The organism is Paucilactobacillus suebicus DSM 5007 = KCTC 3549, assembly GCF_001434475.1.
Taxonomy (GTDB): domain Bacteria; phylum Bacillota; class Bacilli; order Lactobacillales; family Lactobacillaceae; genus Paucilactobacillus; species Paucilactobacillus suebicus.
In genome coordinates this window covers 67036-92521 of the sequence record NZ_AZGF01000008.1, presented here as the reverse complement: position 1 = coordinate 92521, position 25486 = coordinate 67036, and the positions used below count along the sequence as shown (strand labels likewise).

Here is a 25486-nt window from a genome sequence, read left to right as displayed (position 1 = left end):
AAAATACCATTGACCATCGCAAATGATGATGTTATGTTTTATGACATAGAGTAAATCTATCAGCATAAGGGAGAGGGATATATGAATTTAGCCAACACATCATTTATGATTTTATCAACAATTTTGGTCTTATTTATGACTCCGGGATTAGCGTTTTTCTACGGTGGTCTTGTATCAAAAAGAAATGTTGTTAATACAATGCTTTCAGTATTCTTTATTTGCGGCCTAGCGGTTGTTTTGTGGTTCTTAGTTGGTTATTCACTTTCATTTAGTGGTGATCACTTCGGAGTGATTGGCGGATTGAAACAAGTTTTCCTGCGACACTTTGATATGACGGCACTAACGATGTCGACCACTAAAATTCCAAATGGTTTGTATTCACTGTTTGAAATGATGTTTGCTATTATCACGCCCGCTTTGTTTGTTGGTGCGATTGTCGGTAGAATGAAGTTTAAATTTTTATTTCTCTTTGTTATTTTCTGGTCAATCTTTATTTATTATCCAATGGTTCACTTGGTATGGAGTCCAGACGGGATCTTTTATAAAATGGGTGCTTTGGATTTTGCTGGTGGCACGGTTGTTCATATTGATGCCGGGATCACTGCGTTAGTACTATCGATCTTTCTTGGACATCGTGTGGAAGATAAAGAACCGGTTCACTACAATCTGCCTTGGGTGTTACTTGGAACGACGATTTTGTGGATTGGTTGGTATGGATTTAATGCTGGTAGTGCGTTTGGTGTTTCGAATGTTGCTGTTCAAGCGACATTTACCACTACGATTGCCACGGCTAGTGCAATGATGACTTGGCTAGCAATCGATGTTATCAGGACTGGCAAACCATCGATGGTTGGTGTATGTAATGGAACGTTATGTGGACTTGTTGCAATTACACCTGCTTGTGGTTATGTAACTGGTGCCGGTGCGTTTTGGATTGGCATTGCTGGTACATGTACAAGTTATTTCTTCGTAAATTATATAAAGCCACGAATCCACGTTGATGATACGTTGGATGCATTTGGATGCCATGGTGTCAGCGGGATCGTTGGTAGTCTGGCAACTGGATTGTTTGCAACAAAGAGTGTTAATTCAGCAGTTGCTCACAACGGAATGTTCTACGGTGGCGGGTTTCATCAGTTTGGCATTCAGCTAATTATCACGGCATTTACCATTATTTTTGTAGCAATCATGGTAAGCATCATTGTCGTCATCATGAAAGTCTTCGTGCCAATGCGTGTTTCGGCAAGAGAAGAAAAACTCGGCCTAGATCTCGGTGAACACGGTGAAAGTGCCGACTACAAGGTAGCGAGTGAGGCGGCCAAGGATGTCGACATCTTCAGAAAAGAATTTGCTGGTCAGTTGGCTAATTTGAATAAGAGGCCGGACTAAAAAAGAGTGGTCAGTAAGCTGTTTAGGTCCAGTTATGTAAGTGAATTAGGCACGTATCCCGGTTTTGGGGATATGTGCCTAATTCACTTACATGGCAGGACCTGGCTTACTGACCACGTTTCGGCAAGACCGCCAGAAAAAGCAGGCTTGGGATGTTAGGATGATTTTCCTACATGGCAGGACCTGGCTTACTGACCACGTTTCGGCAAGACTGCCAGAAAAAGCAGGGCTTGGAATGTTTGGATGATTTTCTTACATGGCTGGGGCTGACTTATTGACCACGTTTCGACTAGATTGCCGAGAAAAGGCAGGGACTTTAGGATATGTGCCTGATTCTCATGCAGGCGTCTCATACAAAAAAAGTTCAAAATGCTATAATAAGCACGATGAATGAAGCTAACAAACCATTTTTTAGGCACTTTAGACTAAATGTGTAAAAACTTGCAGATGCTCATTTTCTGGACCGTAAACGCACCAGTTGCAAAAAGCGCAACTAATAAGCTTACGGCCCTTAGAGAACAGTATCCGGGCGCAATCTTTCACACTCTTTTAGGAGATTAACAATGCAAACCATTCTAGTAGTAGAAGACAATAATGATATGCAACAAATGCTGCTTAGCATGCTACAACAGAATTATTTGGTAATTCAGGCCTTCTCAGGTACAGAGGGTGAACTATTATTTTCTCAACACAGAGTAGATCTGATATTACTAGATCGAATGCTACCAGGAAAAAACGGCGATGAGGTTTTGAACGATATTAGAAAAGATAGCGATGTACCTGTAATTATGCTGACTGCGCTTGATGACTCAAGTGAAGTTGCCGAACTGTTAATGAATGGAGCGGATGATTACGTGACTAAGCCGTTCAACATCAATGAGTTACTAGCACGAATTACGGTTCAATTACGCAATCATCATGATAGTTCGCAGACCTCGATCATGCAGTACAAAAATATTCAGTTATTGCCAGATGAATATGAAATTGAGAATGGCCCAAAGAAAATTCAATTAAAGAAAAAGGAATTTGATATTTTAGCATTGTTATTCAAAAATCCTCAGCAGATTTTTACCAAGAAACAGTTATACGAGATTGTTTGGTAAGACGAATACTATGGGGATGAAAATACAATTAATGTGCATATTAGTAATCTGCGAAACAAAATTAGTCAGGTAGATGCTGATGAGCAATATATTGAAACCATTTGGGGAATTGGGGTGCGACTTGCATGATCATTCTTTTAACTGTCTTGGCGGTAGTTGTGATAATTATGGTCGGTTACCTGAGTTACGTAATTCTAGACATCCGTAGATTGAATCAACAAATGCGGTTTATTAATCGGCAAACAACGAATGGACACCTTCAACTTCACTCACGTAATCGTGAGGTGGTGGAATTAACCCGTGAAATTAACCAATTGATTGATAAACACCAGCAATCAGCGCAAAACTATGTGCAATCAAAGAACCAACTAGATTTGGCGATTCATAATATTTCTCACGATTTACGGACTCCACTGGCTGTCTCAAGTGGATATACTCAAATGTTATTGAAAAATGGCCAGCTTAAAGTTGAAGATCGCGAGCAGTTGGAACAAGTGAATAGTAATCTAGTCAGCCTGACGGAAAATCTTGATTTATTGTTGCTTTATAATCGGTTAATTGAAAATCGCATTCAAATTAATCTTGAATCACTCAATGTGTCGGAGATACTGCAGCAGGCGGCTTTGAAAATGTACGATGCCTTGAATGCACATCACATAAAATTAGAGCTGGATATTCAACCAGATGTAATATGGCAAATAGATAAAATTTCATTTGAGTGCATTGTGCAGAATGTTTTAGGTAATGTGTTGGATCATGGTTATCGTGATGCAAAAGTCACTTTAAAGATTGTGGAAACTCAACTTGTATTGGACGTAGAAAACAGTCTGGACAAACCAATTAAAAACCCACAAAATTTAGTTGATCGGTTTTACACCGAAGATTTAGCTGGTAAAACGCAAAATGCGGGACTGGGATTATACATTATTTCTCAACTAGCAAAATTATTGAACGGTAATGCGGATATTAAAACGCAAGATTTATCATTTGAAATCAGACTGACATTAGAAAAGTGAGGTTAGAACAAAGTTTTAATTTTTTAACAAACGCATGTCTAACCTAAATGCACGATAAATGACCACGTAAGGCACTCTCAACTAAAATCCAAATTCGGGATTTTAAATGAGAGTGCCTTATATTTTTGAAATTAAAATTTTGGTTCATGATAGTTCTTTTATAGATCGCGCTTTCTAAATGTCAGATAAGCTAAAAGCAAGCAGACAAATATAAAACCAAATGAGTAAGTTAGCATTGTGTGGAGGTGTGCAGTCGAGTAATTAGTATAGTAGGCAGAATCAATTCGGTTTTGGAAATTCAGGTTTTGAAGCCAGTGTTGTTTTTCAAACACCGCACCTAATACACTGATACAGACGGGAAAGATAATTGTGGTGATGACTGAGGCAATAGTTGAAAACGTTAAGTATAACGCAAGCACCGCAATCGAAAAAATGGCACTTACTTCTAAAATTTGAGTGCCAACAGTTTCAAATAGTTTGGTAAAAAAATGACCATTAATGTGACCAAAGCCATTTTTAAAACCAGCAATTAAGAAAATGGCAGCGTAATAGAAAATGAATTGCAGAATTGTGATGACAATAAATACACAATATTTAGAAATAAAATAGTTTAAACGGGTCATACCACTGCTGAGTGGGTTCTTGTAAATTTTACGTGAAAATTCAAAACCAATTGTCATAATAAATAACGGCAAAATAATGTAAATTAACAGGCTGGTCATACTAGTCATGGCGTTAGTAGCGTGAACCGCATTCCAGTAGTGCCCATTATTAGCGGCCTGAAATGTTGATAGTGAGCCAGAATTACCAAGAATTAAGCCAACTGTTTTGTTAAAAATAGAAATTAGCACAATGAAAATAAGAACGACTTCCGTAATATAAAGGCCCTTAGAGCGAAAAAGGCGGTAAAAATCTGCTCGTGCCATGTTAAGCATCTTGTTCACCTCCAGATTCAATAATCGATTTAAAGTAGTTTTCGAGGTTAATGTGTTGTTTAACGATCGTTTGCACCTCAATTTGAGCGGTCACCATTGCCTTAACAATTTCATTGTTGCTAGCATGAATGTCGTAAATGTTAATAGTGTGGGCGTCAATAACTTTAAAATTATCAATCCCGATTTGATGTAATACAGCGGTAGCATCACTAGCTTCGCCTATTTCCAATTTGATGTAGGCTTTGCTTTGTTCTTCAAATTCCTCTTTGGTGACTTCTTTAATAATTTCACCGTTGTTGATAATACCGAAACGGGTTGCCATTTGATAGAGCTCCTCCAGAATGTGGCTAGAAATCAGGATCGTCATTTTTTGAGTTTGATTAAGCTTAATCAGTAAATTACGAAATTCCGCAATGGCAATTGGATCTAGTCCATTGATTGGTTCATCCAAAATTAATAAATCCGGTTTATTGAGCATCGCTACGGCTAAACCTAATTTTTGTTTCATTCCCAAAGAAAAATTTTTAAACTTCTTTTTTCCGGTATCCTCAAGTCCAACGAATTTTAATGCTTCGTCAACGGCATTTTTATCAACGATGCCCTTCATTTTACAGTAGTATTTTAGATTTTGGCGAGCCGTGAGTTGTGCATTAGCGACAGGAGTTTCGATGACACTGCCTGTTCGTTTCAACTGCTTAAAATATTCGGTACCGTCTGATTGACCAAATAAAACAATTTCGCCGGCACTTGGTTGAATTAATTTTACGATCGATTTTAAAATGGTTGTTTTGCCAGCGCCGTTTCGACCGATTAATCCATAAATATCACCACGTTGAATCGTTAAATTGACATGGTTAAGCGCAGTCTGTTTACCAAATTTCTTGGTAACGTTATGCAGCTCGATGACATTTTCCATGATGTTTCCTCCTTAAGTTGATGACTTCAGTATATCGATCGGCTATTAATGAAATGTTAACTGAATTATTAACTGTTTCTTAACTCACAACAAAGTAACGAATGAAGTATGAGAATCAAATGAAAAATCATCTGATTCATTGAATATTTATACAGTTGTATTGTATACTAAATCGGTTAATTTGTTATAGGAGACGATTTTATGAAAAAATTTTGTAAGTTATTAGCGCTGAGCTTGCTGAGCCTGATGATGATTATGCCAGCATTGACAACTTCTGTGAGTGCTGCGCAGAACAGCAGCAGTTCGAGCAGTGTCAGTTCACAATCATCATCAAGCACTAGTGGTAGTTCCAGTACTTCCAGCAGTGCAGTAACAACTAGCAGTGATGATTCACTGGCTAGAATTAAAGCCAAGGGAGAAATTGTGCTTGGCACGAGTCCAGATTATCCACCTTATGAATTTACCTCAAATGGCAAGGTAGTGGGGATGGATATTCAAATCGCTCGTAAAATTGCCAAAGACATGGGCGTTAAGTTGGTCATTAAAAAGATGTCATTTGATTCATTATTAGTTGCGCTAGAGTCTGGCAAGGTTGACATGGTTATTTCAGGTGTTAACCCAACAGCCAAGCGAGCTAAGAGTGTCGATTTTTCAAATTCGTATTACAAGGCGGGTCAGTATATTTTAATTAACAAGACCGATAAGGGCGTCTACACGAGTCGTAATTCATTTGCCAACAAGACGTTAGGTGCGCAAACCGGATCGTTACCATATAATTTGGCTAAGGATCAGGTGAAGGATGCCAAGGTTAAAGGAATGGACCAAGTTTCTGACTTAGTAATTGCCCTTAAATCACACAAAGTTGATGGTGTGGTAGTTGATGAGCCAACGGCTAAAGCGTATGCTTCAAACGATAAAAATGTGGTCGCAATTAACGGAAAATTTAATCTAGGTTCATCGCAGACAAATGATGTTGTGGCAGTACAAAAGGGATCTACATCACTGCGTAATCAAATCAACACGTCGATTGCTGAAATTAAGAAGGAAAACTTAATACCAGGTTACCTGAAAAAAGCAGGATCCTACATGAAGGTCAACACTAATAACACATCAATGTGGCACTACTGGCACTACTTTGCCATTGGTGTTGAATACACAATTGGAATTAGTGCAATTTCAGTTATTTGTGGGTTCATTCTTGGTGTCATTCTCGCATTTATGCGTTTAGCTAAGAAAATTAAAGTACTTAGATGGATTGCGACTGCTTACGTCGAATTCGTTCGTGGTACTCCACTAATGGTTCAGATTTTGTTTGTTTACTTTGGTTTAGGCGTGATTGTCAATATTCCGGCGGTTGTTTCCGGGATTATTGCGGTATCGTTGAACAGTGGTGCATATGTCTGTGAAGTGATTCGTGGTGGTATTTTGTCTGTTGATAAGGGCCAGGATGAAGCCGCTCGTAGTCTAGGGCTGAACTCGCATGACACGATGTTCTCAGTAATTTTGCCACAAGCACTAAAGAATATCTGGCCAGCACTGGGTAATGAGTTTGTCTCTTTAATCAAGGAAACATCAATTGTCTCTATCATTGGGGTTTCTGACATGATTTATCAACTAAAGATTGTCCAAGCGGATACCTATCGTGGGGTCATTCCAATTGTGATCACCATGATCCTATACTTCATTTTGACTTTCGCAATTTCAAGAATTTTGAGACATTATGAGGTTAAGATGGCCAAAAAGTAGAGCGATAAAAAGCACGGTTAGATGCATTTAAAATAAGCAACACTCTTATTGATCACGGGTTTGGTGATCGATAAGAGTGTTGCTTATTTTAGGGTGCATCTGTGCTTTTTATCAATAGCCAGAAAGTGATCCCAAAATAGTGACCATGAACAAATCAATCGAAGCTTATCAGAAAAATCCCAGTAAAAAAAGACGCTACTTCCGCCTACGTTCACGACTTCTAACAGCCCCAGACCACATTCCAACCAATATCATCTCGCCAATAATAATCACAATAATTGATCCAACAATACTTCCGTTTCCGTGTCCGATCATGATCCAGATCATATAAATCAAAAAGGCAAGGCTAGGAATAAAGCCAAACCATTTTGGTAAAAAGTAGTCGAGTAAATAAATGATCACGACCAGAGCAATAATAATAATTGCTCCCTTAAAGTTATACATGAGTGTCCTCCAAATTTAAATTTCCTAGTAATAGAGTATCTAAAATAATCGAGTAAATCAATTAATGGTTAACATCCTTGAACATTGAAATGACGGCAAAAATGGTCATTTTAGAAAAAAATAAAAAAATTAATTTTAAAAATTTTTAATCGTTAGTCTTATAACAATGTATCCGCTTTCCAAAAATCTAAAATATGACTAAAAACGCCGATTTCTCGGCGTTCTTTTAACAAAGTGACTAATAAGTGTTACTCTAATACCATTATGAAAACGCAAAGAGAGAAAATGACAGATGGCGAACCGTACCAGCAGTTTGATCCTGAGTTAATTGAGCGACGAACGTTCATTCGACATAAACTGATTGGTATTAACCAGCTGGATGATAATGAACAACGTAATCAAAAGGTCAAAGAACTATTTGCCCAAACTGGAAAAGACTTCTTCGTTGAAGGTGGGCTTGAGTTTGACTATGGTTTCAATATTCATATTGGCGACCATTTCTACGCTAATTATCACTTAACGTTACTTGATACTTGTCCAATTACGATTGGATCGCATTGCTACATCGGACCGGATGTTGGGTTTTATACTCCTGTTCATCCGTTATCCGCAAAAAAACGGGATGCCGATGTAGAGCTAGGTAAGCCGATTTCTGTCGGCAATAGCGTCTGGATGGGTGGCCACGTCACGATCTTACCGGGTGTGACGCTTGGTGACCGAGTTGTTGTCGGTGCAGGCTCCGTTGTTACTAAATCATTTGGTGACGACGTGGTGATTGCTGGCAACCCGGCTAGAATTATCCATCATCTGGATGAAAATGGGGATGTGATCCCCGGCGATTAATTCAATCAAAAATTGAGCGAATTCATGAGTATTTGTATAAGATGGCAAGCAAAAGCACGCTGTGCAGATATCCCTAGTGGATCAACTGTGTCAGTGTGCTTTTTTGTGTAGAGAGAAATTGGAGGAATTTTTTATTTTAAGAAAGCAAAATATCGATAAGAAGATGTTTGTGCCAACAGCTGCATTGTTTTTATTAGTATCCGTGGCCTTGATTGCCGGTGGATCAGGATTAAAGACAACCTTAAGTGGATTGATGAACGTCATCAGTGCCAAATTAGGATGGCTGTACTTCGGGATTTATATTGTTAACTTTGTATTCTTTTTGTATATCGGATTAAGTCACTTTGGCCGAGTAAAGTTAGGTAAAACCAACGATAAGCCGGCTTACAGTACTTTCCAATGGGGTAGCATGGTTTTCGCAACTGCCATTGATGCCAGTATTTTGATGCTTAGCATGGTCGATCCGCTTCGTTACGTGCAACAGCCATTATTTGGTGCTAAGCCGATGTCCGCTGCTAATTATCAAAATGCTCACATGCTTGGACAGTTTGATTGGGGCCCAATGGCGTGGATGATGTTTGCATCGGCCGCAGTTGTAATTGGCTATATGATGTACGTCAAAGATGTCCATGTGATGAGAATTAGTGCCGCAATTCCAATGCTAGATGGTGATCAGCCATATAAGGCGTTCTTACGTAAATTAATCGATTATCTTGTGGTGATCGGGATTATGGGCGGAATTGGATCATCCGTCGGTATGGAAATTCCAGTGTTGTCAAAAATTATTGCCCAGCTTCTGGGTATCTCTGATAGTATCTGGTTAAAATTAGGTATGTTTGTTGTTCTGTTTGCCATTTTTACGTTAACGATGCTTAAGGGAATCAAGGGTGGTATTGATCGACTAAGTTCAGCACACATTTGGACGGCGATTGCCTTTTTAGCAATTGTGTTATTAGTTGGCCCAACAATGTATATCTTGAAGATGGAGGGTCACAGTTTAGCATTATTAGTCACCAAATTTGCGGCGATGAGTACTGGTACTGCTTCAGTCGCCAGTGGTGCTTCAAATACGGTTAACCAGGAAACAATCTTTTACTGGGGATGGTGGATGACATACATGCCATTCATGGGACTATTCATTGCCCGCATTTCGCGTGGCCGTACAATTCGTCAAGTGATCTTTGGCATGCTCGGCTTTGGTGCTTTAGGTTGCATGAGTTTCTATGCTATTTTAGGTGGCTACTCAATGTATCTGCAACAAAGTGGTGCAATTAACCTGATTCATATCTTGAACACCCAGGGACAAGCGGTCGTGATTGCTACGATTATTGCTACCTTACCAATGAAGTATCTGATGTTGATCATCTACGCTGGTTCAAGCTTTATTTTTCTTGCAACGACAATATCTTCATCAGCATTTGTTGTTTCATCATTTGCCAGCGGCAAATTAGAACCTGGACAACAACCCAGCCTATTTAACCGTTTAGTCTGGATGGCAATCTTCATGATCTTTTCATTTGGGATTGTGTTCGTTGGTGGGTTCAAGACAGTTCAAGTGATTAGTTCAATTGCTGGTCTTCCGCTAGTAATTGTCTGCGTGCTACTGATTATGTCAACCTGGAAGATGCTTCGCCAAAACGACGACGTCTTCGTGGCCGACAGTGCAATTACGCGTCTTAATCGTCAAATTGAAAGACGTAAGGCAAATACAGCAGCTGCAAAACTAATGAATTTAATTAATCTGTAGCGTAGGTGCCCATATCATCTGCGACGACGATGCGACCAGCATATTGCTGGCCGTTTTTTGTTGTTAAACCAATTTTGTTAAAGGTAAAAGTAACCGTTGTGTCGGCTTTAATGGCGGTACCGAGCACCTCACCAGTATCGGTGTTAATTCCAGATGGTACGTCCACGGCAATGATTGGAGCACTAGCTGCGTTCATTTGATTGATGATTGATGCGTATGGATCACGAACTTCCCGGTCAATACCAATGCCAAATATAGCATCGACAAGTAAGTCCGCGCTGTCGATAGTATCAAGCGTGGTGAGCTGTGGAATACGATAATAATCACAGGTTTTAGCTTGTGCGCGGTGTTCCTCAGAAAAATGATTTGGATTACCGGCTTCGATCACTGTGGTATGCTTGCCAGCAATTTGAAGTAAGCGAGCGACACATAAACCGTCACCACCATTATTGCCAGATCCGGCCACAATAGTAATATTTTGAGCTTGCGGATACTGCTTTAGAATTTCGTCGCGCAAGGCTAACGATGCGCGTTCCATCAGTACCATTGAAGGAATACCGATAGTATTGATGGTGTATTGATCATAATGTTTCATTTGTGCTGCCGTAATTGCTTTTGTCATAATATCCTTTACTCCTTTGCGAAGGTTCGAGTCGGTTCACCAGCGAGGTCTTTAATGGAGACTTTAGTGGTAGTAGGATCGTTGACTCCTTGAAACCAGTATTCTTGGGTCGCTGTATCGATGACGCCATAGTAATGTGTATAATCATGGCGATCGTTGTGCTTGTCAATCTTGACCGTGTGTAAAAACTGAATGATATCTCGTTGACTCAGATTTGTTGGTGCGTCACGGTACTTCCAAATGCTGGTTTTGATGAAGCGATCGGTGGGGATGGTTCGATTAGGAATTTCACCGTTAAACTGTTTCACCTTGGTCTGCGTGGCGCCACCCCAATTTGCATCATTTAAATTTAAAAATTGATTGAGATTAGCAATTTGTCGATCAAAGTTGGGCGTGTTGGTCAGCACCCCAACAGGATTTTTTCGAACGGTCAGTTGTTGACCAGTTGGTTCAATCAAATATGACCCAGTTTTGTCTGCTAGGACCCAGTGAAATGGATAAATGGCCTCGAGATCGTACCATTGAACACCAATGAGGGCCACTTGTGATAGTTCAGCTGTGATTTCCGCAACACTAGCATGCTGCGCCAGTAACCAGGTTGTGAAGTCTTGTGGTGATAAGTTGATTTTTCCTGCAACTGGGGCATCGTAGTACGTTGCCTCGACGGGAAAATATAGTTCAGCCACGGTTAGACCAGCGTCGTTAATACCGTCGCCAATGAGATAATGCCCGTGTGTTTGTCGCATTCCTCCAAGGATTACGTGTCGTGAGGTAAAGACTTGACCGCCCGTGACGGAACGAAAATGGTATTGAGTTGGTAGGTACGTTAATTGCCACGGTGTTTTGGTAGGGAAATCCATGGTGCGACCAAACATTAAATGATTGTTGTCAGCGTTAATTGTCAAACTTGTGCACATGTTATCATCTCCAGATTGACGATTTAACGTCATAATATCACTTATCATAAAAACAGTGAGAATTTTTTGTTGCTGATTGGGTGACTTTTAATACTAAATCTATTAAGATGAATGGTGAGATAGGCGGTGATCAAATGGACTTAGCAAAGTATGTCGATTATTTTAAGAGTATGCGTAATCGTGAAATCCCGTGGACGTCAATGGATGGCGAAGACGGTATTTTACAGATGGGTTATCCAAAGTATGATGAGCAAATGTTGCAATTTATTCGTGAATTCAAGGAAAGTTCAGATTTTGATCCGCGGTACAAGAAGACGCTGCGGCACTACCATATTCGAGTAAAAATGAATCACTTAACAATCGGACAGGTAATGTTGGTAAAAGAAATGCCGCTGTACAAGGCAATGCTTTCCTTAATAGTGACGGCAGAACAAGTAGACGCCGGCAGTTGGGCCAAGGCACTGCAAGAGGGTTATCTATATCAGGTGACCAAGGCGATTGTGTCGGAAGAACAAACAAGAGTGTAAAAAAGAGCGGTTAGATGCCAGAGTGTAAGCCGGAAATAACGGTACTCCCGAACTTGGAGTATTGTTATTTCCGGCTTACACAGCAGGCATCTGCTCTTTTTTGCACGTTTAATCAAACAAGATATCAAAACACGAAAAGAGCCGGGAAAAAACTTCCAGCTTTTTTATTTTCAGGGAGCAAACATCAAAATGGCAAAAAACGCAAAATACGAAGTTCATCGCTACACGGGCTTACCAGTTGAAATGGACAATTCAGGTAATTATTACTTTAAACAAGATGCGCACGGCGAAGCCAAGTTTCATGTGTGGCGAACTGGCAAACACACTAAGGGGAAATTTAAACACTTAGGTCAGTTATTCTTAACTGAAAATGATTTGCTAGTGGCGGTGATTAAGGTTGAAAAAATGGCTTTCAAGGATCGGCACAGCGAAGTGCCGCTGCAGCGATTCACGTCTGAGACGATCAGTGATGAATTATTAAAAAACGGCCTATCATTGCTTGAACAGGTTGACGGTGAAAAATAAACCTAGGAGTGGTAGAATTCATACCAACTAAGCGAGTGGGGTGGAATTTAATGTATACCGTGTTTACGATGTTAAAGTTAATCAATGTTAATCACCGTCATATCAGGAATTCACAGGTGGTTGTCACTGATGAAGCTGGGAAACCGAATGCTTTACTGACTGATTTATTAAGAGACGTTATTAATAGTATTAATATTTTTGTTAATATTAACGATACTTATTCGGTGGATGAATTGGTCGATGCATTAACGGTACACACTCCACTGCCGGATGATGTTTTGGAAGAGTATGAAAAAATCTTGGGACAGGAAATTCTGGGGATTAACTTTGCCACCCGTAAAGGGCAGATTGAGTTTATCCTGGAAAGGTGATAACTAATGAAGACTCTAATCATTGTGGCACACCCACAGCGCAACGAGTCAGTAACCCAGACATTTTTTAGGGATAGTCTAGCTAACTTAGACAACGTAACGTGGCATCCGATCGAACCACAGTTTGACGTAAAAGAGGAACGCCAACTGTTGATTAGTAATGATCGGATTATTTTACAGTTTCCGCTTTACTGGTACAGTGCACCAGCACTGATGAAAAAGTGGATTGATGATGTATTTGGCGACACTTTCGCCTTAGCACCAGAATTTGTCATGGAAGACCGTGAGTTGGGACTGGTGGTGACAACGGCGAGTGCTGGCGATGATTTCGGTGCAGGTAAACCTGAACAGTTCACGATGTCAGAAATTTTGCGACCATTCGAAGCGATGACTAAAAAAGTTAAAATGAAGTATCTGGCTCCCTTTGTTGTGCATCAGTTTGGCTATCAAACCGAAGAACAGCATGAGCAGTTACTGACTGACTATCAGCAGTACGCCACGAATTCAGACTTTCAAGATTTTAGCGGCCAAACAAAGTGGTTCTTGGCGCAATTGAAGAATAAGATGAATAAGCTTGATAACGAATATGACATCATTATGGTGCAATCATTGTATGATCAGTTAGAAAGTGGTCAAGACGAACTCAAGGATTTACAGTGGACCTTATCGATGATAAAAAACGCAGGTGAAGATAAAAATGGCAACAACGGATTGGATTAACCAAGCAGTAAGTCAACTTCAGCAACATGCGGATAACTACCCGGATCAGGCGTTTTATGCAGTGCTTGAAAAGGTGATGATAGAACAACAAAAACGCATTGATCAGGCACAGGGTGAGATAGATGGGAGAAGTTGGAGTGGCTGGTAGAAACTAGAGCGTGGAGAAACACGGGTTGAGATTGTATAATAAGAGGCTTCGAGAATTTAATCGCGGGTTATGCGATTGAGTTCTCGAAGCCTCTTATTATATGAATCTCAGTGTTTCGGAACGCGTTTCAGATCAGAGAGAAGAAAAGAATAGTTAAAGCAAAAATTGAAAATATCCAAAAATTTAATCGCGGGTTATGCGATTGAGTTCTCGAAGCCTCTTATTATATGAATCTCAGTGTTTCGAAACGCGTTTCAGATCAGAAGATAAGAAATTACATCATTTTTAAACATACTTTGATCAGCCAGTTGATAAATAAAAAAAGCCCCACCAACATGGTAAGGCTTCCGAACCCTTGGGAGAAGGTTCATGAGTAAAAGTTCGTATACACGAACTATAATAGGATACTAATTTTAAGACGAAATTCAATTATTTTTGTTTAGAATCTGTTTTAATTTGTGGTTCCTCAGATTTATCAAATAGTTTATGTCTCAGTTCGTTTTCTGGCATATCTGGTTGCTTCTCAAAGCCAGTGAAAGGTGTTGGGTTTTTATGCGCACGTCGTTGGTAACGAGCACCCATTTGCAATGCGTACAGCGTGAGCGAATGGTTCTTAATGTTGTCGCACAAAATAGCGCCTGGTGTCAGATTGACATTGTCGAGACGATCTTGCATTAGATCCAATACTTCCTGGTATTCTGGCCCCCAGTGAATGGTGGCACCGAAGTCTTGAAGTTGATCCATTAATTCTTGCCCTTCACGTTGGTAAATGGTCTTTTCTTTAGGATTTTCGAGCGCCACGGTTTCGTTCATTGCCATGCCCTGAGCCAATTTGGCCTGCATTTTGTCAGGACTAGTTAGTGCCGGTGCAAACAAGAAATAAGTCATCATCATACGGATAAAACGAATCGTGGAAGTTCGCACGCCCACGGCAGTCCCCGGATCGAGGTCCAACATTCTCAATTCGATGTAGTCGACGCCAGAGTTAAGGGCTTCTTTAATAGAAGCATCGCTCTTCTTAAACCGCACACTGCCATGGAATTCAGCTTCATTAAGCAATTCACCACTATCGATACCAGCTTCGATCTTATCAATGTAGTTAGCCACAGATGAATAGTCACCTTTTAGGTTATTACCGAGACCAAAATGAGATTCACGAATACTGCGAACTGAAGATGTCGGTGCCGTATCGTCGTCAAAAAAATTCTTTTCCGCAATTGGACTGTTACCGAATAGGTAAGTGATTAGCCATTCGTATGAAACAATGCCTTGAACAATTTTTTCATATAGGTGGTTAATGTAAGCCGCTTTGTCAGGGTGAGCATGTTGTTGAGCGGCATGCCATAATGTATCAATCACCTGGTCATTAATGCTAATATTAAGGTGAACGCCAGTAGGAATACCTGAAGTCATACCGTGGATTTTAGCCCACTGTTCATAGTAGGCCTTTTTGTCAGGATCAACGTCTGAAATCGCAATTTCGTGTTTGTCCTTTGGCAAGACTGGTGGCATGCTGAGGGGCCAGAGAATTTCATCAGGGGCAAGTGCGTTTCTGAGGGTGTCATTTAGTTGCATGAGATAGTTCATGGCGTCACTGGAATGGGCGGTCGTTGGCGTGATAATTTCTGTCTGCATTTGTAAGAAATCATTTTTTATGTACTTATTTTTGCGCTGGTTACCAACAGCCTTTGGGTAAGGACGGTTGCTGAGGTGCCCGGTGGTATCGACGCGGTGCATCTCGACTTCAATGCCCATATTGAAATCACTGGCAGTAGCCACAATTTCATTTTCAAAGATAGTTTTACCAATTTCGTCAAACATCGGATTACCTCCTATGTAAATTATGATTTACGGTATTTTACCGCGGATTACGTATATAAACAATTCATTCGCAACAATTCTTAATTGCATTTATTATCAATCGTGTTAACGTAAAAGAAATATTGCTATTAGTAAAGGAAGAAAAATATGTCACTTTCATATCAATCATTGCTTACCGCCGTGCCACTAGTTATTCGGGCGGGTAATGTACCAAACATTGTTGGTGAGGCCGGCATTGGTAAATCTGCATTGGTCGGTAATGTCGCCGATGCGATAGGTGCTCATCTATTTACCACGGTCGTTAGTTTATCTGAAAAAGGAGACTTGGCAATTCCGGTACCACCATTAACTGATGAGTCATTCGTTAAAACGCGTGATTATGGGACGCTGGCAAACGTCCAGTTTGGTTATTCGCAGACGTTAGTTGATATTATTAAATATGCGGAGAATAATCCAGCTCAACCGATCATCTGGTTTCTAGATGAATTTAACCGTGGTACGCAGGCCGTTCAGAGTGAACTAATGAACCTAGTGTTGCAACGTGAAATTAATTCTCTGAAGTTGCCTGAACAAGTTCACATTGTCATTGCTGAAAACCCGGACAGTACCATGGCTGGATTTGAAGATTCTAATTATGGTGTCACTGCCGGTGATGCGGCAATCAAGGATCGAACTGTGCGGTTAGTGATGCGTGTTGATGTTAACGATTGGTTGGAGTGGGCCGGTAACGGCAATATTCATTCACTTGTTCAAGGCTACATTCAAGAACAACCAGAGATGTTGCACCCAGCACAACATGGAGATGATCTGTATCCAACACCGCGGGCTTGGCAACGGGTTTCAGATAATTTAACTCAGCTGGACGAGTTAGACGAGGCGTCACGGGCGTCAATTCAGTTAGACTTATTGCAGGGCGATCTTGGACAAAATGTTGGTATTGCATTCAATAGTTTTATTCAGGAACAAAATAATCAGTTAAGTGTTGCCACTATTTTTGAAGGCGATGATTTTGAGGAAGTTAAGGAACAGTTTAGCAAAGCAGATGAACTACGCAAGCAACGTCTACTGAAGCAATGCATTGCGCAAACTGGCGAATATTCGTTAGCCGAAGAACAAAACGCATCTCGTTTTGTGGAATTACTGCAGGAGTTGAGTTATGACGGTCAGTACTCGGTAGTTTTAGCAGCTGGTCAGATTGAACATCAGCACGATATTTTAGAATCAATGTACGACCAAATCCAACAAACAGGAAACGATGAGTCAGCTGTGGCTCGTTTGTATCGTTATCTAGCGGTGATCGCAACACGCAATGATGCAGGGGAGAATGCGTAGTGAATCAGCAAAATTTTCAACATTTAATGACGCAACTCAGAGAAACTGGATCTGACCCGGTAACGGCTGGTAAATTGGCCGAACAAATCATGAGTGAGTCAGTGGTCGATTTATTACAAAATGAGCGTCTTTATGGTGAGGTGTTGCTGCAATTGCCGCGCCGTTATAGTTATGAAATATCGGCAATTATGGGATTGAAGTGGCGGAATAATTCACTGGAGTTAGTCATTAATCCACACGAATTAAGTAAACTTAAATTGAGTGATGAACTACCCAACTTATTAAAACACGAAGTTTTGCACATTGTCTGGCAGCACCCAATCCGTTATCGTAACTACTCGCATCAAAATAACGTGTCCATTGCGACAGACGTAGCGGTTAATCAATACTTGTCATCTGCACCTGTGGGCACGATGACCTTGGAAAAATTGCAGCCTTTGCTTGATGATAAATTACCAACTCGTGAAGATTCACAACGCTATCTAACAATTATTGAGCATGGCAAATTGAACAATGATGACCGGTCTGATAGTGATGAATCAACTAAGTTAGATCGACAAGCGGATACTGACAGGCAACAGATTAGCAATAGTCCAAGTCAGAATGTGCATACAGATTCACATGATGGATGGCAGACTGATAGTGATCAACAAAATGAGAGTCAACAAGTTGCCAACTTAAAACAAATGCTTGATAGTGCCTGGAAGAATACCCCAGACAAGCAAAGGGGACTGTTACCTGGCAAAGTTCGCGAACAACTGGAACAGGTCAATGATGAACCAAGATTAAATTGGCGACAACTGTTTAAAAAATCCTTGGGTACCATTCCATTAGGCAAAAAGAATTCGTATGCACGATTTAATCGTCGACAGCCGGTACGAATGGATTTACCCGGACAGATCACTAATATGGTTGTTAATGTTGAAGTGTTTGTGGACAATTCTGGTTCAATGGGACAACGTGAGATTAGTTACTTACTTAACCAAATTCGCGACATTATGAAGGTATACGAAGCAAAATTAACGGTTTATAGTTTTGATACCGTGGTTCATGGGGATGATGCTTATGAAGTTAAGCAGTACAGCCAAATTCGTTTTGAACGAATCGGTGGTGGCGGTACCAGTTTTCAAAGTATTTTTAATTTTCTACACCAACAGCATGCTACTAATAACGACACGCTAGCGATTGTGCTGACCGATGGCTGGGGCGAGTCTAAAATCGAGCCTTACCACTTCACGAACGTGCTTTGGGTGCTAACAACACAACGCAGTGAGTTGTCAGTTGAAAATGTTAATCAACGGGTCGTTTCACTTCAAGATGATCCGAATTATCAAGCAATCACAGGAGGATTAAAATGACACAAACTTATTTATCGCCAGCTGATATGCAGTCAGTGATGGTACATGATGTTTCATATCAGCGGGCTATTCGCTTGTTGTCCGAGAATTGGGATACACAAGAAAATCATTTGTTTAGTGACTTGATTAAAACCAGTGATGTTGTTTGGGCACGTAAGCTACAGACCGCTGGATTAATTAAGGGTAAACGTGATTTTACACAGTATAAAGACATTCGTCAGTTTATCGTGGCACACGATGAATGGCTAACACCAGCAGCTAAAAGAGAGCTGCTATCATCATTTGATTAATCCAACTCATACAACGGTTTTGAAATACCGGAGTGTGAGCTTTTTTATTATCGATAATCATGTTTAACGGTCTATTATTGACGTAAGCGTTTTAATTCCATTTTTACTCTTTACATTCAATAACGAATATTATAAGATAGCTTACGTGATTTCGTTCGTATATTTAAGAGAGGAATGGAAACTTCATGTCATCAATTACAAAGTATTTCCAATTAAATGAATTACATACGACGTTCAAGCGGGAAATATTGGCCGGCTTTACCACTTTTATTTCAATGGCTTATATCTTGTTCGTCAACCCCAGCGTGCTAGGCGCCGCCGGAATGAATAAGGGCGCAGTGTTCACTGCAACTGCTTTGGCAAGTGCCCTCGGCTGTATTTTGATGGGTGTGTTGGCCCGTTACCCAATCGCCACCGCCCCTGCACTAGGAATTAACGCATTTTTTGCTTATTCGGTTGTTATCGGTATGAAAGTGCCGTGGCAAACAGCTTTGGCAGGCGTTGTTGTCGCGTCACTTATTTTCTTATTGATCACGATTTTTAAACTTCGTGAATTGATCATTGATGCTATTCCAAGTGATTTAAAATATGCCATTTCTGCCGGAATTGGCTTATTTATCGCCTTTCTTGGTTTAAATGATGGAGGCTTAATTGTTGCTAATAAGTCAACGGTTGTTGGACTGGGGTCATTATCAGTTGGTACCACTTGGCTCACCATTTTTGGCTTAATTGTGACTTCAATTCTGATGGTCCGTCGTATTCCTGGTGGAATTTTCATTGGGATGTTCTTAACCTCAATCCTTGGCCTGGTAACTGGTTTAATTAAAATGCCAAGTTCAATTATTTCAGGTGCACCAAGTTTAAAGCCAACATTTGGTGTTGGTATCAGCCATATTGGTGACATTAATACTGTCCAATTATGGGTCGTTGTGCTGACCTTCTTACTGGTAACGTTCTTTGATACGGCCGGTACTCTAGTTGGCTTGGCTCAACAAGCGGGCTTCATGAAGGATAACAAGATGCCACGTGTCGGCAAAGCTCTTATGTCAGATTCAACTGCCATGTTGGTTGGCTCAGTCTTGGGAACATCACCAGTTGGGGCCTACGTTGAATCATCAGCCGGAATTGCGGTTGGTGGTCGTTCAGGAATCACGGCTGTAACAACTGGATTGTTCTTCATTTTAGGGATGTTCTTCTCACCATTATTAACGGTCGTCACGGACCAAGTAACGGCACCAGCTTTGATTATTGTTGGTGTATTGATGGCACAATCGCTCAAGCACATCAACTGGGGTGAAATGGAAATTGCCATTCCATCATTCTTGATTGTATTGGGAATGCCATTAACATATAGTATTTCAGATGGCCTAGCATTAGGCGTTATCGTCTACCCAATCACAATGATTGCAGCAAAGCGCGGTAAGGAAGTACACCCAATTATGTATGCTTTGTTCTTTGTGTTTATTGGATTTATGTGGATTTTAAATGTAGAGTAGTGCAAAAACAAACGGGTTGATCTCGTGGTATAACAGACAAATCTCCTTATGGCCTGAACTTCGGCCATAAGGGGATTTGTCTGTTATACGATAGAGATCAGTTTGTTTTTGCACGTAATCAGCAGTCAGAAGAAAAACCCATCCAGATGCATTTTATAAAACTCAGCTTGAGTATCTGTTGAAAAACCTAAATATTAATGAACTAGAAATTTGTGAAGCAGAAGTCCCTTTTTGTGTTGATACTACCAAAGTGGCGTTCGATCTTGGATATAAAATTTTCATGACCCATGGAACTGTCTCAACTGTTGAAACTGGAAATGAGTTGATTCCTTTAGATATATTGTATAAGCATTACGAGTACGTGTGGAAGAGTAGGTTTGTGACGTTTTTAGAGTAGATACTGATAACTTAAATATTATTAATCAAATTCATCCGTACAACCAAAAAATAAATTTCAATAAATATTTACCATCACCCTAAATCTATGAGAAAATGATCAGTAATGAAAGCGATTAGATAACTAAGGTGAAGGGAAGTATTAACCGTGTCAGAAGAACATGACCAATTAAACAAGATGATTAATGGTGAGTTATATCATCAAACACAAGAACTATTTGATATTCGGATGAAGGCTCGTGATCTGTTATTTGAATATAATCATTTAAATTACCGTGAACTAGATCGTCGCAAAGAAATTATCAAAGAGTTATTTGGCAAAGTGGAAAGCAACTATTTCGTTGAAATTCCATTTGCGACCGATTACGGTTTTAACGTTAAACTTGGAGAAAACTTCTTCTCCAATAATAATTTAACTTTGCTAGACGCTGCACCAATTGAGTTTGGTGATAACGTGTTGATTGCCCCCAATGTTGGTATTTACACGGCAGGACATGCACTAGATCCAGATTTACGACTTAAAACAGGAGCAGAATACGCTTATCCCGTTAGGGTTGGCAATAATGTGTGGATCGGCGCAGGTGTCACTATCTTACCGGATGTCACCATTGGCGATAACGTTGTAATTGGTGGCGGTGCCGTCGTTACCAAAGATATCCCAGAGAACTCATTAGCCTATGGTAATCCAGCTAAAGTGGTGCGCAGGTTTGATAAACGGGATCGTGAGTATTACTTTAAACAACATAAAGTGACGCAGGATTATTTGGATCGATTAAACAGTGGCGAAATATTTCATAGGTAATCAGAATTGTAGTGTTTGAGACAATAAAAAAAGCCAACCATAAAGGTTAGCTATCCTCATACGTACTGTAACTAGAGCTTGCGAACTTGTGGAGACTGTGACAGCAGTCTTCACTTTTTATATACATAACTATAACTGGGTTAACTAAAACTTACCAGCGCCGAGTCACTATTCTTCAGTAACAGCGGTAATTGAAAATTTGGTTCCATCAAATGCGGCATTTAATCGCTCTTTAGTTAAATTAGTCCCAGTAATTGTAGCCTTACCGTTTTGAAGATCAACGCTCACATCTTCCACACCATCTAAATTCGATAAAGTATGGTGAACGCGCATTTTACAACGAGCGCATCTCATTCCTTTAACCGTTGCAATTTGTGACATATGATCACTCCTTCTATGTATTCAGTTACGTAACTGATGGTGATTATTTTACGCTAAAACGATGAATGGTCAAATGAGCAAATAATGTCAAAAGTACGCCGTAAAAGGTATAATTAGGAGGAAAATTAGGATTGGAGGATCAGTAATGGCAATTAACGAAGCATTGATTAAAGATGATCTATATGAGGCGGTGAACGGTGACTGGATAAAAACGGCCAAGATTCCCGATGATAAGCCCGCGACTGGTGGTTTTAACGACCTTGTCGATGAAATTGATAAACAATTAATGGGTGATTTTGACGAATTAGATGGCAAAATTGATGCACAAACCCCATTGTTACAAGAATTTTTAAAGTACTATCGTCTGGCACGCGATTTTGACCGTCGTGATCAAGAACAGACTGCGCCACTGAAAAAGTTGGTTGCTCCAATCGAACAAATGAATTCGTATGCTGATTTTCAACAGCACTGGAGTGAATGGCTACTAGCTGGATTGCCAAGCCCACTCGGATTTGATATTGATGCTGATATGAAGAATGCACAAATTAATGCCCTGTTTATCGCAGCACCAAATTTAATCCTGCCAGATAAGACGTATTACGCTGATGGTAACCCACAGGCAGATACATTATTAAAGATATTTAGTTCGATGATGACCAAGTTGCTGAATGCAATGGGTTATGATGACGCTAAGACTAAGCAGCTGATTGACGATACACTGACATTTGATCGGCTACTAGTGCCACACGTGAAGAGTGCTGAAGAATCCGCTGATTATAGCAAAATGTATAATCCACAGACCTTTGATGAATTTACAGCCCACAGTCAGCAGTTAGATCTTGGCGCTGTTATTCAAGAACTAGTTGGTGCCAAGCCTGAAAAATTGATTGTGATGGAGCCTAAGTTTGTCGATGCTTTTGACGAAGTGATGAGTGATGATCATTTTGCCGCATTTAAGAGCTGGATGATCGTCAAGACTGTTTATGGCTTGAGTAGTTACTTAACTGATGATTTGCGTGTGATTTCTGGTGAATATAGTCGGGCACTATCTGGTAGTAAAGCACCTAAGAAACAAAAGAAGTTTGCTTATTACCTAGCAATGGGAATGTTTGGTCAAGTTGTCGGTGATTACTACGGACGTAAGTATTTTGGTGAGACAGCTAAGGCTGATGTTCGTGGCATGGTCGAAAAAATGATCAGTGTTTACCAAAATCGATTGGCCAACAATACATGGTTGAGTAAAGCCACCCGCGATAAGGCAATCGTGAAGCTCAACAAGTTAGGCATCCAAGTTGGTTATCCTGACAAGATTGATCCACTATATGCCAAATTACACGTTGATGAATCGCAAACCTTACTTGATAACGCGATCAACATGACTCGCGTGATGACTGAGGATATGTTTGGTAAGTGGAACCAACCAGTCGATCGTGATCGCTGGGAAATGAGTGCGGCAACCGTTAATGCGTACTATCACCCATTTAAAAATATTATCGTGTTCCCTGCCGCCATTTTACAGGCGCCGTTCTACAGTCTTAAGCAGGGTAGCAGTCAAAATTACGGTGGTATTGGTGCGGTAATTGCACACGAAATTTCACATGCGTTTGATAATAACGGTTCATTGTTTGACGAATATGGTAACTTGAACAACTGGTGGACGGACGAGGATTATGCTCAATTTAAACAATTGTCACAGAAAATGATTGATGAGTTTGATGGGATCGAGTTCGCTGACCAAAAAGTAAATGGTAAACTCACTGTGTCGGAAAATATTGCTGATGGTGGTGGCTTAAGTTGTGCACTCGAAGCTGCCAAGTCTGAAGACGATGTTGATATTCGTGGATTCTTCATTAACTGGGCAACAATTTGGCGTATGAAAGCTACAACACAGTACATGCAGTTATTACTTTCGATTGATGTGCATGCGCCTGCTAAGCTACGTGCCAATGTTCAGGTACAAAACTTGGCTGATTTCTACTCTGAGTTTAATATCAAACCCGGCGATAAGATGTATATGGATCCAGATAAGCGCGTTAATATCTGGTAAACATAATTGAACGTCACCTCTCGATTAATTTGTAATGATTAAGCCGAAAAGATGTTGCAGGAATGAAAGTTCCTGCATATCTTTGAATATTATCCCGTAGTTATCTGCATTCTACTAATTGGGGGGATCAAAATGAAAGCAGAGACACATAAGGGGAGTACCCGAACTTTAATTGTCTTGGGATTATTTTCTTTTTTGACTAGCTTAGCTGGATCAAGCATCAATTTGGCATTACCTAAAATTTCGTTAGATTTGAATATTTCTAATAGTATGTCGACATGGGTTGTGCAGGCCGGTCTGATTGGTACAACCTGTCTGTTGGTGTTATTCGGTCATATGGGTGATCTGTTTTCAAAGGACTACGTTTTTATTAACGGTGGCAGTATTTTCCTAATTGGGTCCGCAATTAACGGATTTGCGCCAAACTTTACTGTTTTGATTTGTGGCCGTGTTGTCCAGTCAATTGGCATTGCGATGATTATGGCCAATTCAATGGGAATTGTGACTGAATCGTTTGATGACCAGCATCGGGCAGAAGCATTGTCGATGATCTCAGTGTTTATATCTGCAGGAGCCATCTCAGGACCAGCAGTCGGTGGCTTTGTGCTGTCGGTACTTTCATGGCGTTGGATTTTTCTATTAAACGTACCGATTGGGTTGGTTGTACTGCTATTTGGGTGCAAAGCATTACCAATTCCTAAAGAATCGTGGCAAAATATTAAATCACAGTTGAAAGTCGCTAATTGGACTGGGCAAATCTTATTCACCATCGGCGTAATTATTTTCTTTTTAAGTAGTTCGTTTTTTACGGCTGCTAATCATAATTATTTGATGGGGTTGGGCGTTCTGATGGTTGGCCTAGTGATTACGATATTCGCATTTGTACAGGATGATTTGTCAAAAAGCCCGTGGATTGATCCATCCATTGCGCGCAATGAAGCTTTTTTGGTGTCGATCAGTGCGCTGTTTTTGGTTAATTTAGTCAATGCAATTTCAAACATTTTATTGCCATTCTATCTGCAAAGTTTTGACGGCTATTCAGCGTTTGCGAGTGGGCTGATTATGATTGGTCAGCCGGCTGCAATGATTCTTGTGACGCCAATTACTGGTTATTTGGCTGATCGTATGAATCGAAATTTATTGACTATGTTTGGCTTAATCGTCTTGTTGCTGTCTCAATTAGGGTATGCTACCTACTCACAGAACGCCAGTTTACTCAGTATTTTGATACCAATTATTGCTAACGGGGTGGGAATGGCAATGTTTCTATCACCAAACAATGCAATTACAATGGGCACGGTTGATAAGAGTTTGTCTGGCGTAGCTGGTTCGTTCAATTCATTTGCACGAACTTTCGGAATGACTATTGGTATTAGTGCTGCGTCAGTGATGCTATTTGCACAATTGCCAGGAGTGCAGCATATTACACCAGCATTGGGATCATCTTTTGTGAAGGCCTTTTCCATTTCATTTATTGTCGGTGCCTTAATTTCGGTGGTGGCACTGTTGATTGTGACGTACCGATATTGGAGTGCACGAAGGGCTAAAAGACAGGCTGCTTAATAAAAAAACGTTCGAATTGTTAAGGTTCGAA

24 protein-coding genes and 2 pseudogenes are annotated in these 25486 nt (G+C 40.3%); 19 read left to right on the top strand and 7 right to left on the bottom strand.

The genetic code is table 11. The features are described from left to right. Positions 1–81 precede the first annotated feature (81 nt). From FD16_RS05075 to FD16_RS05065, 3 genes and pseudogenes are all read left to right on the top strand, one after another. The gene (locus FD16_RS05075; protein WP_010621227.1) at positions 82–1389 is read left to right on the top strand and encodes an ammonium transporter; all 1308 of its coding nucleotides are present in this window, start codon (positions 82–84) and stop codon (positions 1387–1389) included. A 563-nt stretch (positions 1390–1952) separates the two neighbouring features. Beyond that, positions 1953–2621: pseudogene (locus FD16_RS05070) on the top strand (response regulator transcription factor). Next, on the top strand, positions 2618–3508 hold the full coding sequence (locus FD16_RS05065) for a sensor histidine kinase (RefSeq protein WP_010621229.1): 891 nt from the start codon (positions 2618–2620) through the stop codon (positions 3506–3508). The pseudogene FD16_RS05070 and the gene FD16_RS05065 overlap by 4 nt, the downstream one beginning before the upstream one ends. A 158-nt stretch (positions 3509–3666) precedes the next feature. On the opposite strand, the gene FD16_RS05060 is transcribed toward FD16_RS05065, so the two are convergent. Continuing rightward, a complete protein-coding gene (locus FD16_RS05060; protein WP_010621230.1) occupies positions 3667–4443 on the bottom strand; it encodes an ABC transporter permease in 777 nt (258 codons plus the stop codon). Next, on the bottom strand, positions 4436–5359 hold the full coding sequence (locus FD16_RS05055) for an ABC transporter ATP-binding protein (RefSeq protein ID WP_010621231.1): 924 nt from the start codon (positions 5357–5359) through the stop codon (positions 4436–4438). Before FD16_RS05055 ends, FD16_RS05060 begins: the two co-directional genes overlap by 8 nt. A 201-nt stretch (positions 5360–5560) precedes the next feature. On the opposite strand from FD16_RS05055, the gene FD16_RS05050 reads away from it, so the two are divergent. Continuing rightward, positions 5561–7105: an ABC transporter substrate-binding protein/permease gene (locus FD16_RS05050; protein ID WP_010621232.1), complete on the top strand. Its 1545-nt coding sequence runs from the start codon at positions 5561–5563 to the stop codon at positions 7103–7105. 195 nt (positions 7106–7300) lie between these two features. Here the strand turns inward: FD16_RS05050 and FD16_RS05045 are convergent, their stop codons facing one another. Beyond that, positions 7301–7549 (bottom strand): hypothetical protein, encoded by a 249-nt coding sequence (locus tag FD16_RS05045; RefSeq protein ID WP_010621233.1) that lies wholly within the window; start codon positions 7547–7549, stop codon positions 7301–7303. Between the two features lie 261 nt (positions 7550–7810). Between FD16_RS05045 and FD16_RS05040 the strand changes: the two genes are divergently transcribed. Together FD16_RS05040 and FD16_RS05035 are read left to right on the top strand one after the other, a co-directional pair. Next, a complete protein-coding gene (locus tag FD16_RS05040; protein WP_029508297.1) occupies positions 7811–8392 on the top strand; it encodes a sugar O-acetyltransferase in 582 nt (193 codons plus the stop codon). A gap of 163 nt (positions 8393–8555) precedes the next feature. Next, the gene (locus FD16_RS05035) at positions 8556–10139 is read left to right on the top strand and encodes a BCCT family transporter (RefSeq protein ID WP_033385482.1); all 1584 of its coding nucleotides are present in this window, start codon (positions 8556–8558) and stop codon (positions 10137–10139) included. Here FD16_RS05035 and FD16_RS05030 read toward each other — a convergent pair. Further along, positions 10129–10764, bottom strand: coding sequence for an NAD(P)H-hydrate epimerase (locus FD16_RS05030; protein WP_155804317.1), 636 nt, complete (start codon positions 10762–10764; stop codon positions 10129–10131). The two genes, FD16_RS05035 and FD16_RS05030, sit on opposite strands and share 11 nt — an antisense overlap. Before the next feature lie 5 nt (positions 10765–10769). Continuing rightward, complete coding sequence (locus FD16_RS05025; RefSeq protein ID WP_010621237.1) at positions 10770–11678, bottom strand: linear amide C-N hydrolase; 909 nt, start codon at positions 11676–11678, stop codon at positions 10770–10772. 134 nt (positions 11679–11812) lie between these two features. Here FD16_RS05025 and FD16_RS05020 point away from each other — a divergent pair, with 134 nt between their 5' ends. From FD16_RS05020 to FD16_RS13015, 5 genes are all read left to right on the top strand, one after another. Then, entirely contained in the window at positions 11813–12205 is a 393-nt protein-coding gene (locus FD16_RS05020; RefSeq protein ID WP_010621238.1) for a hypothetical protein, read from the top strand. A 189-nt stretch (positions 12206–12394) separates the two neighbouring features. Further along, complete coding sequence (locus FD16_RS05015) at positions 12395–12730, top strand: DUF7671 family protein (protein WP_010621239.1); 336 nt, start codon at positions 12395–12397, stop codon at positions 12728–12730. Positions 12731–12780: 50 nt separating this feature from the next. Beyond that, complete coding sequence (locus FD16_RS05010; RefSeq protein ID WP_010621240.1) at positions 12781–13101, top strand: hypothetical protein; 321 nt, start codon at positions 12781–12783, stop codon at positions 13099–13101. Between the two features lie 6 nt (positions 13102–13107). After that, positions 13108–13821, top strand: coding sequence for an NAD(P)H-dependent oxidoreductase (locus FD16_RS05005; RefSeq protein WP_010621241.1), 714 nt, complete (start codon positions 13108–13110; stop codon positions 13819–13821). Continuing rightward, positions 13799–13969 (top strand): hypothetical protein, encoded by a 171-nt coding sequence (locus FD16_RS13015; RefSeq protein WP_010621242.1) that lies wholly within the window; start codon positions 13799–13801, stop codon positions 13967–13969. The genes FD16_RS05005 and FD16_RS13015 overlap by 23 nt, the downstream gene beginning before the upstream one ends. 429 nt (positions 13970–14398) lie before the next feature. Here FD16_RS13015 and FD16_RS05000 read toward each other — a convergent pair whose 3' ends face one another. Further along, positions 14399–15790 carry a glutamate--cysteine ligase gene (locus tag FD16_RS05000; RefSeq protein ID WP_010621243.1) on the bottom strand — a complete coding sequence of 464 codons (1392 nt, stop codon included), beginning with the start codon at positions 15788–15790 and terminating at the stop codon, positions 14399–14401. A gap of 147 nt (positions 15791–15937) precedes the next feature. Between FD16_RS05000 and FD16_RS04995 the strand changes: the two genes are divergently transcribed. From FD16_RS04995 to FD16_RS04970, 6 genes and pseudogenes are all read left to right on the top strand, one after another. Next, on the top strand, positions 15938–17122 hold the full coding sequence (locus tag FD16_RS04995) for an ATP-binding protein (RefSeq protein WP_010621244.1): 1185 nt from the start codon (positions 15938–15940) through the stop codon (positions 17120–17122). Further along, entirely contained in the window at positions 17122–18480 is a 1359-nt protein-coding gene (locus FD16_RS04990) for a vWA domain-containing protein (RefSeq protein WP_010621245.1), read from the top strand. The genes FD16_RS04995 and FD16_RS04990 overlap by 1 nt, the downstream gene beginning before the upstream one ends. Next, complete coding sequence (locus FD16_RS04985; RefSeq protein WP_010621246.1) at positions 18477–18770, top strand: hypothetical protein; 294 nt, start codon at positions 18477–18479, stop codon at positions 18768–18770. Before FD16_RS04990 ends, FD16_RS04985 begins: the two co-directional genes overlap by 4 nt. Positions 18771–18955: 185 nt before the next feature. Beyond that, entirely contained in the window at positions 18956–20266 is a 1311-nt protein-coding gene (locus FD16_RS04980) for an NCS2 family permease (protein ID WP_010621247.1), read from the top strand. 139 nt (positions 20267–20405) lie between these two features. Beyond that, positions 20406–20663: pseudogene (locus tag FD16_RS13340) on the top strand (cysteine hydrolase family protein); the annotation flags it as partial. A gap of 147 nt (positions 20664–20810) precedes the next feature. Then, entirely contained in the window at positions 20811–21464 is a 654-nt protein-coding gene (locus tag FD16_RS04970; protein WP_010621248.1) for a sugar O-acetyltransferase, read from the top strand. Positions 21465–21632: 168 nt separating this feature from the next. Here FD16_RS04970 and FD16_RS04965 read toward each other — a convergent pair whose 3' ends face one another. Beyond that, complete coding sequence (locus FD16_RS04965; RefSeq protein ID WP_010621249.1) at positions 21633–21845, bottom strand: heavy-metal-associated domain-containing protein; 213 nt, start codon at positions 21843–21845, stop codon at positions 21633–21635. Positions 21846–21990: 145 nt separating this feature from the next. On the opposite strand from FD16_RS04965, the gene FD16_RS04960 reads away from it, so the two are divergent. Next, positions 21991–23892, top strand: coding sequence for a M13 family metallopeptidase (locus FD16_RS04960; protein ID WP_010621250.1), 1902 nt, complete (start codon positions 21991–21993; stop codon positions 23890–23892). Positions 23893–24024: 132 nt separating this feature from the next. Then, complete coding sequence (locus FD16_RS04955; RefSeq protein ID WP_010621251.1) at positions 24025–25455, top strand: MFS transporter; 1431 nt, start codon at positions 24025–24027, stop codon at positions 25453–25455. The last annotated feature ends 31 nt before the right edge of the window (positions 25456–25486 follow it).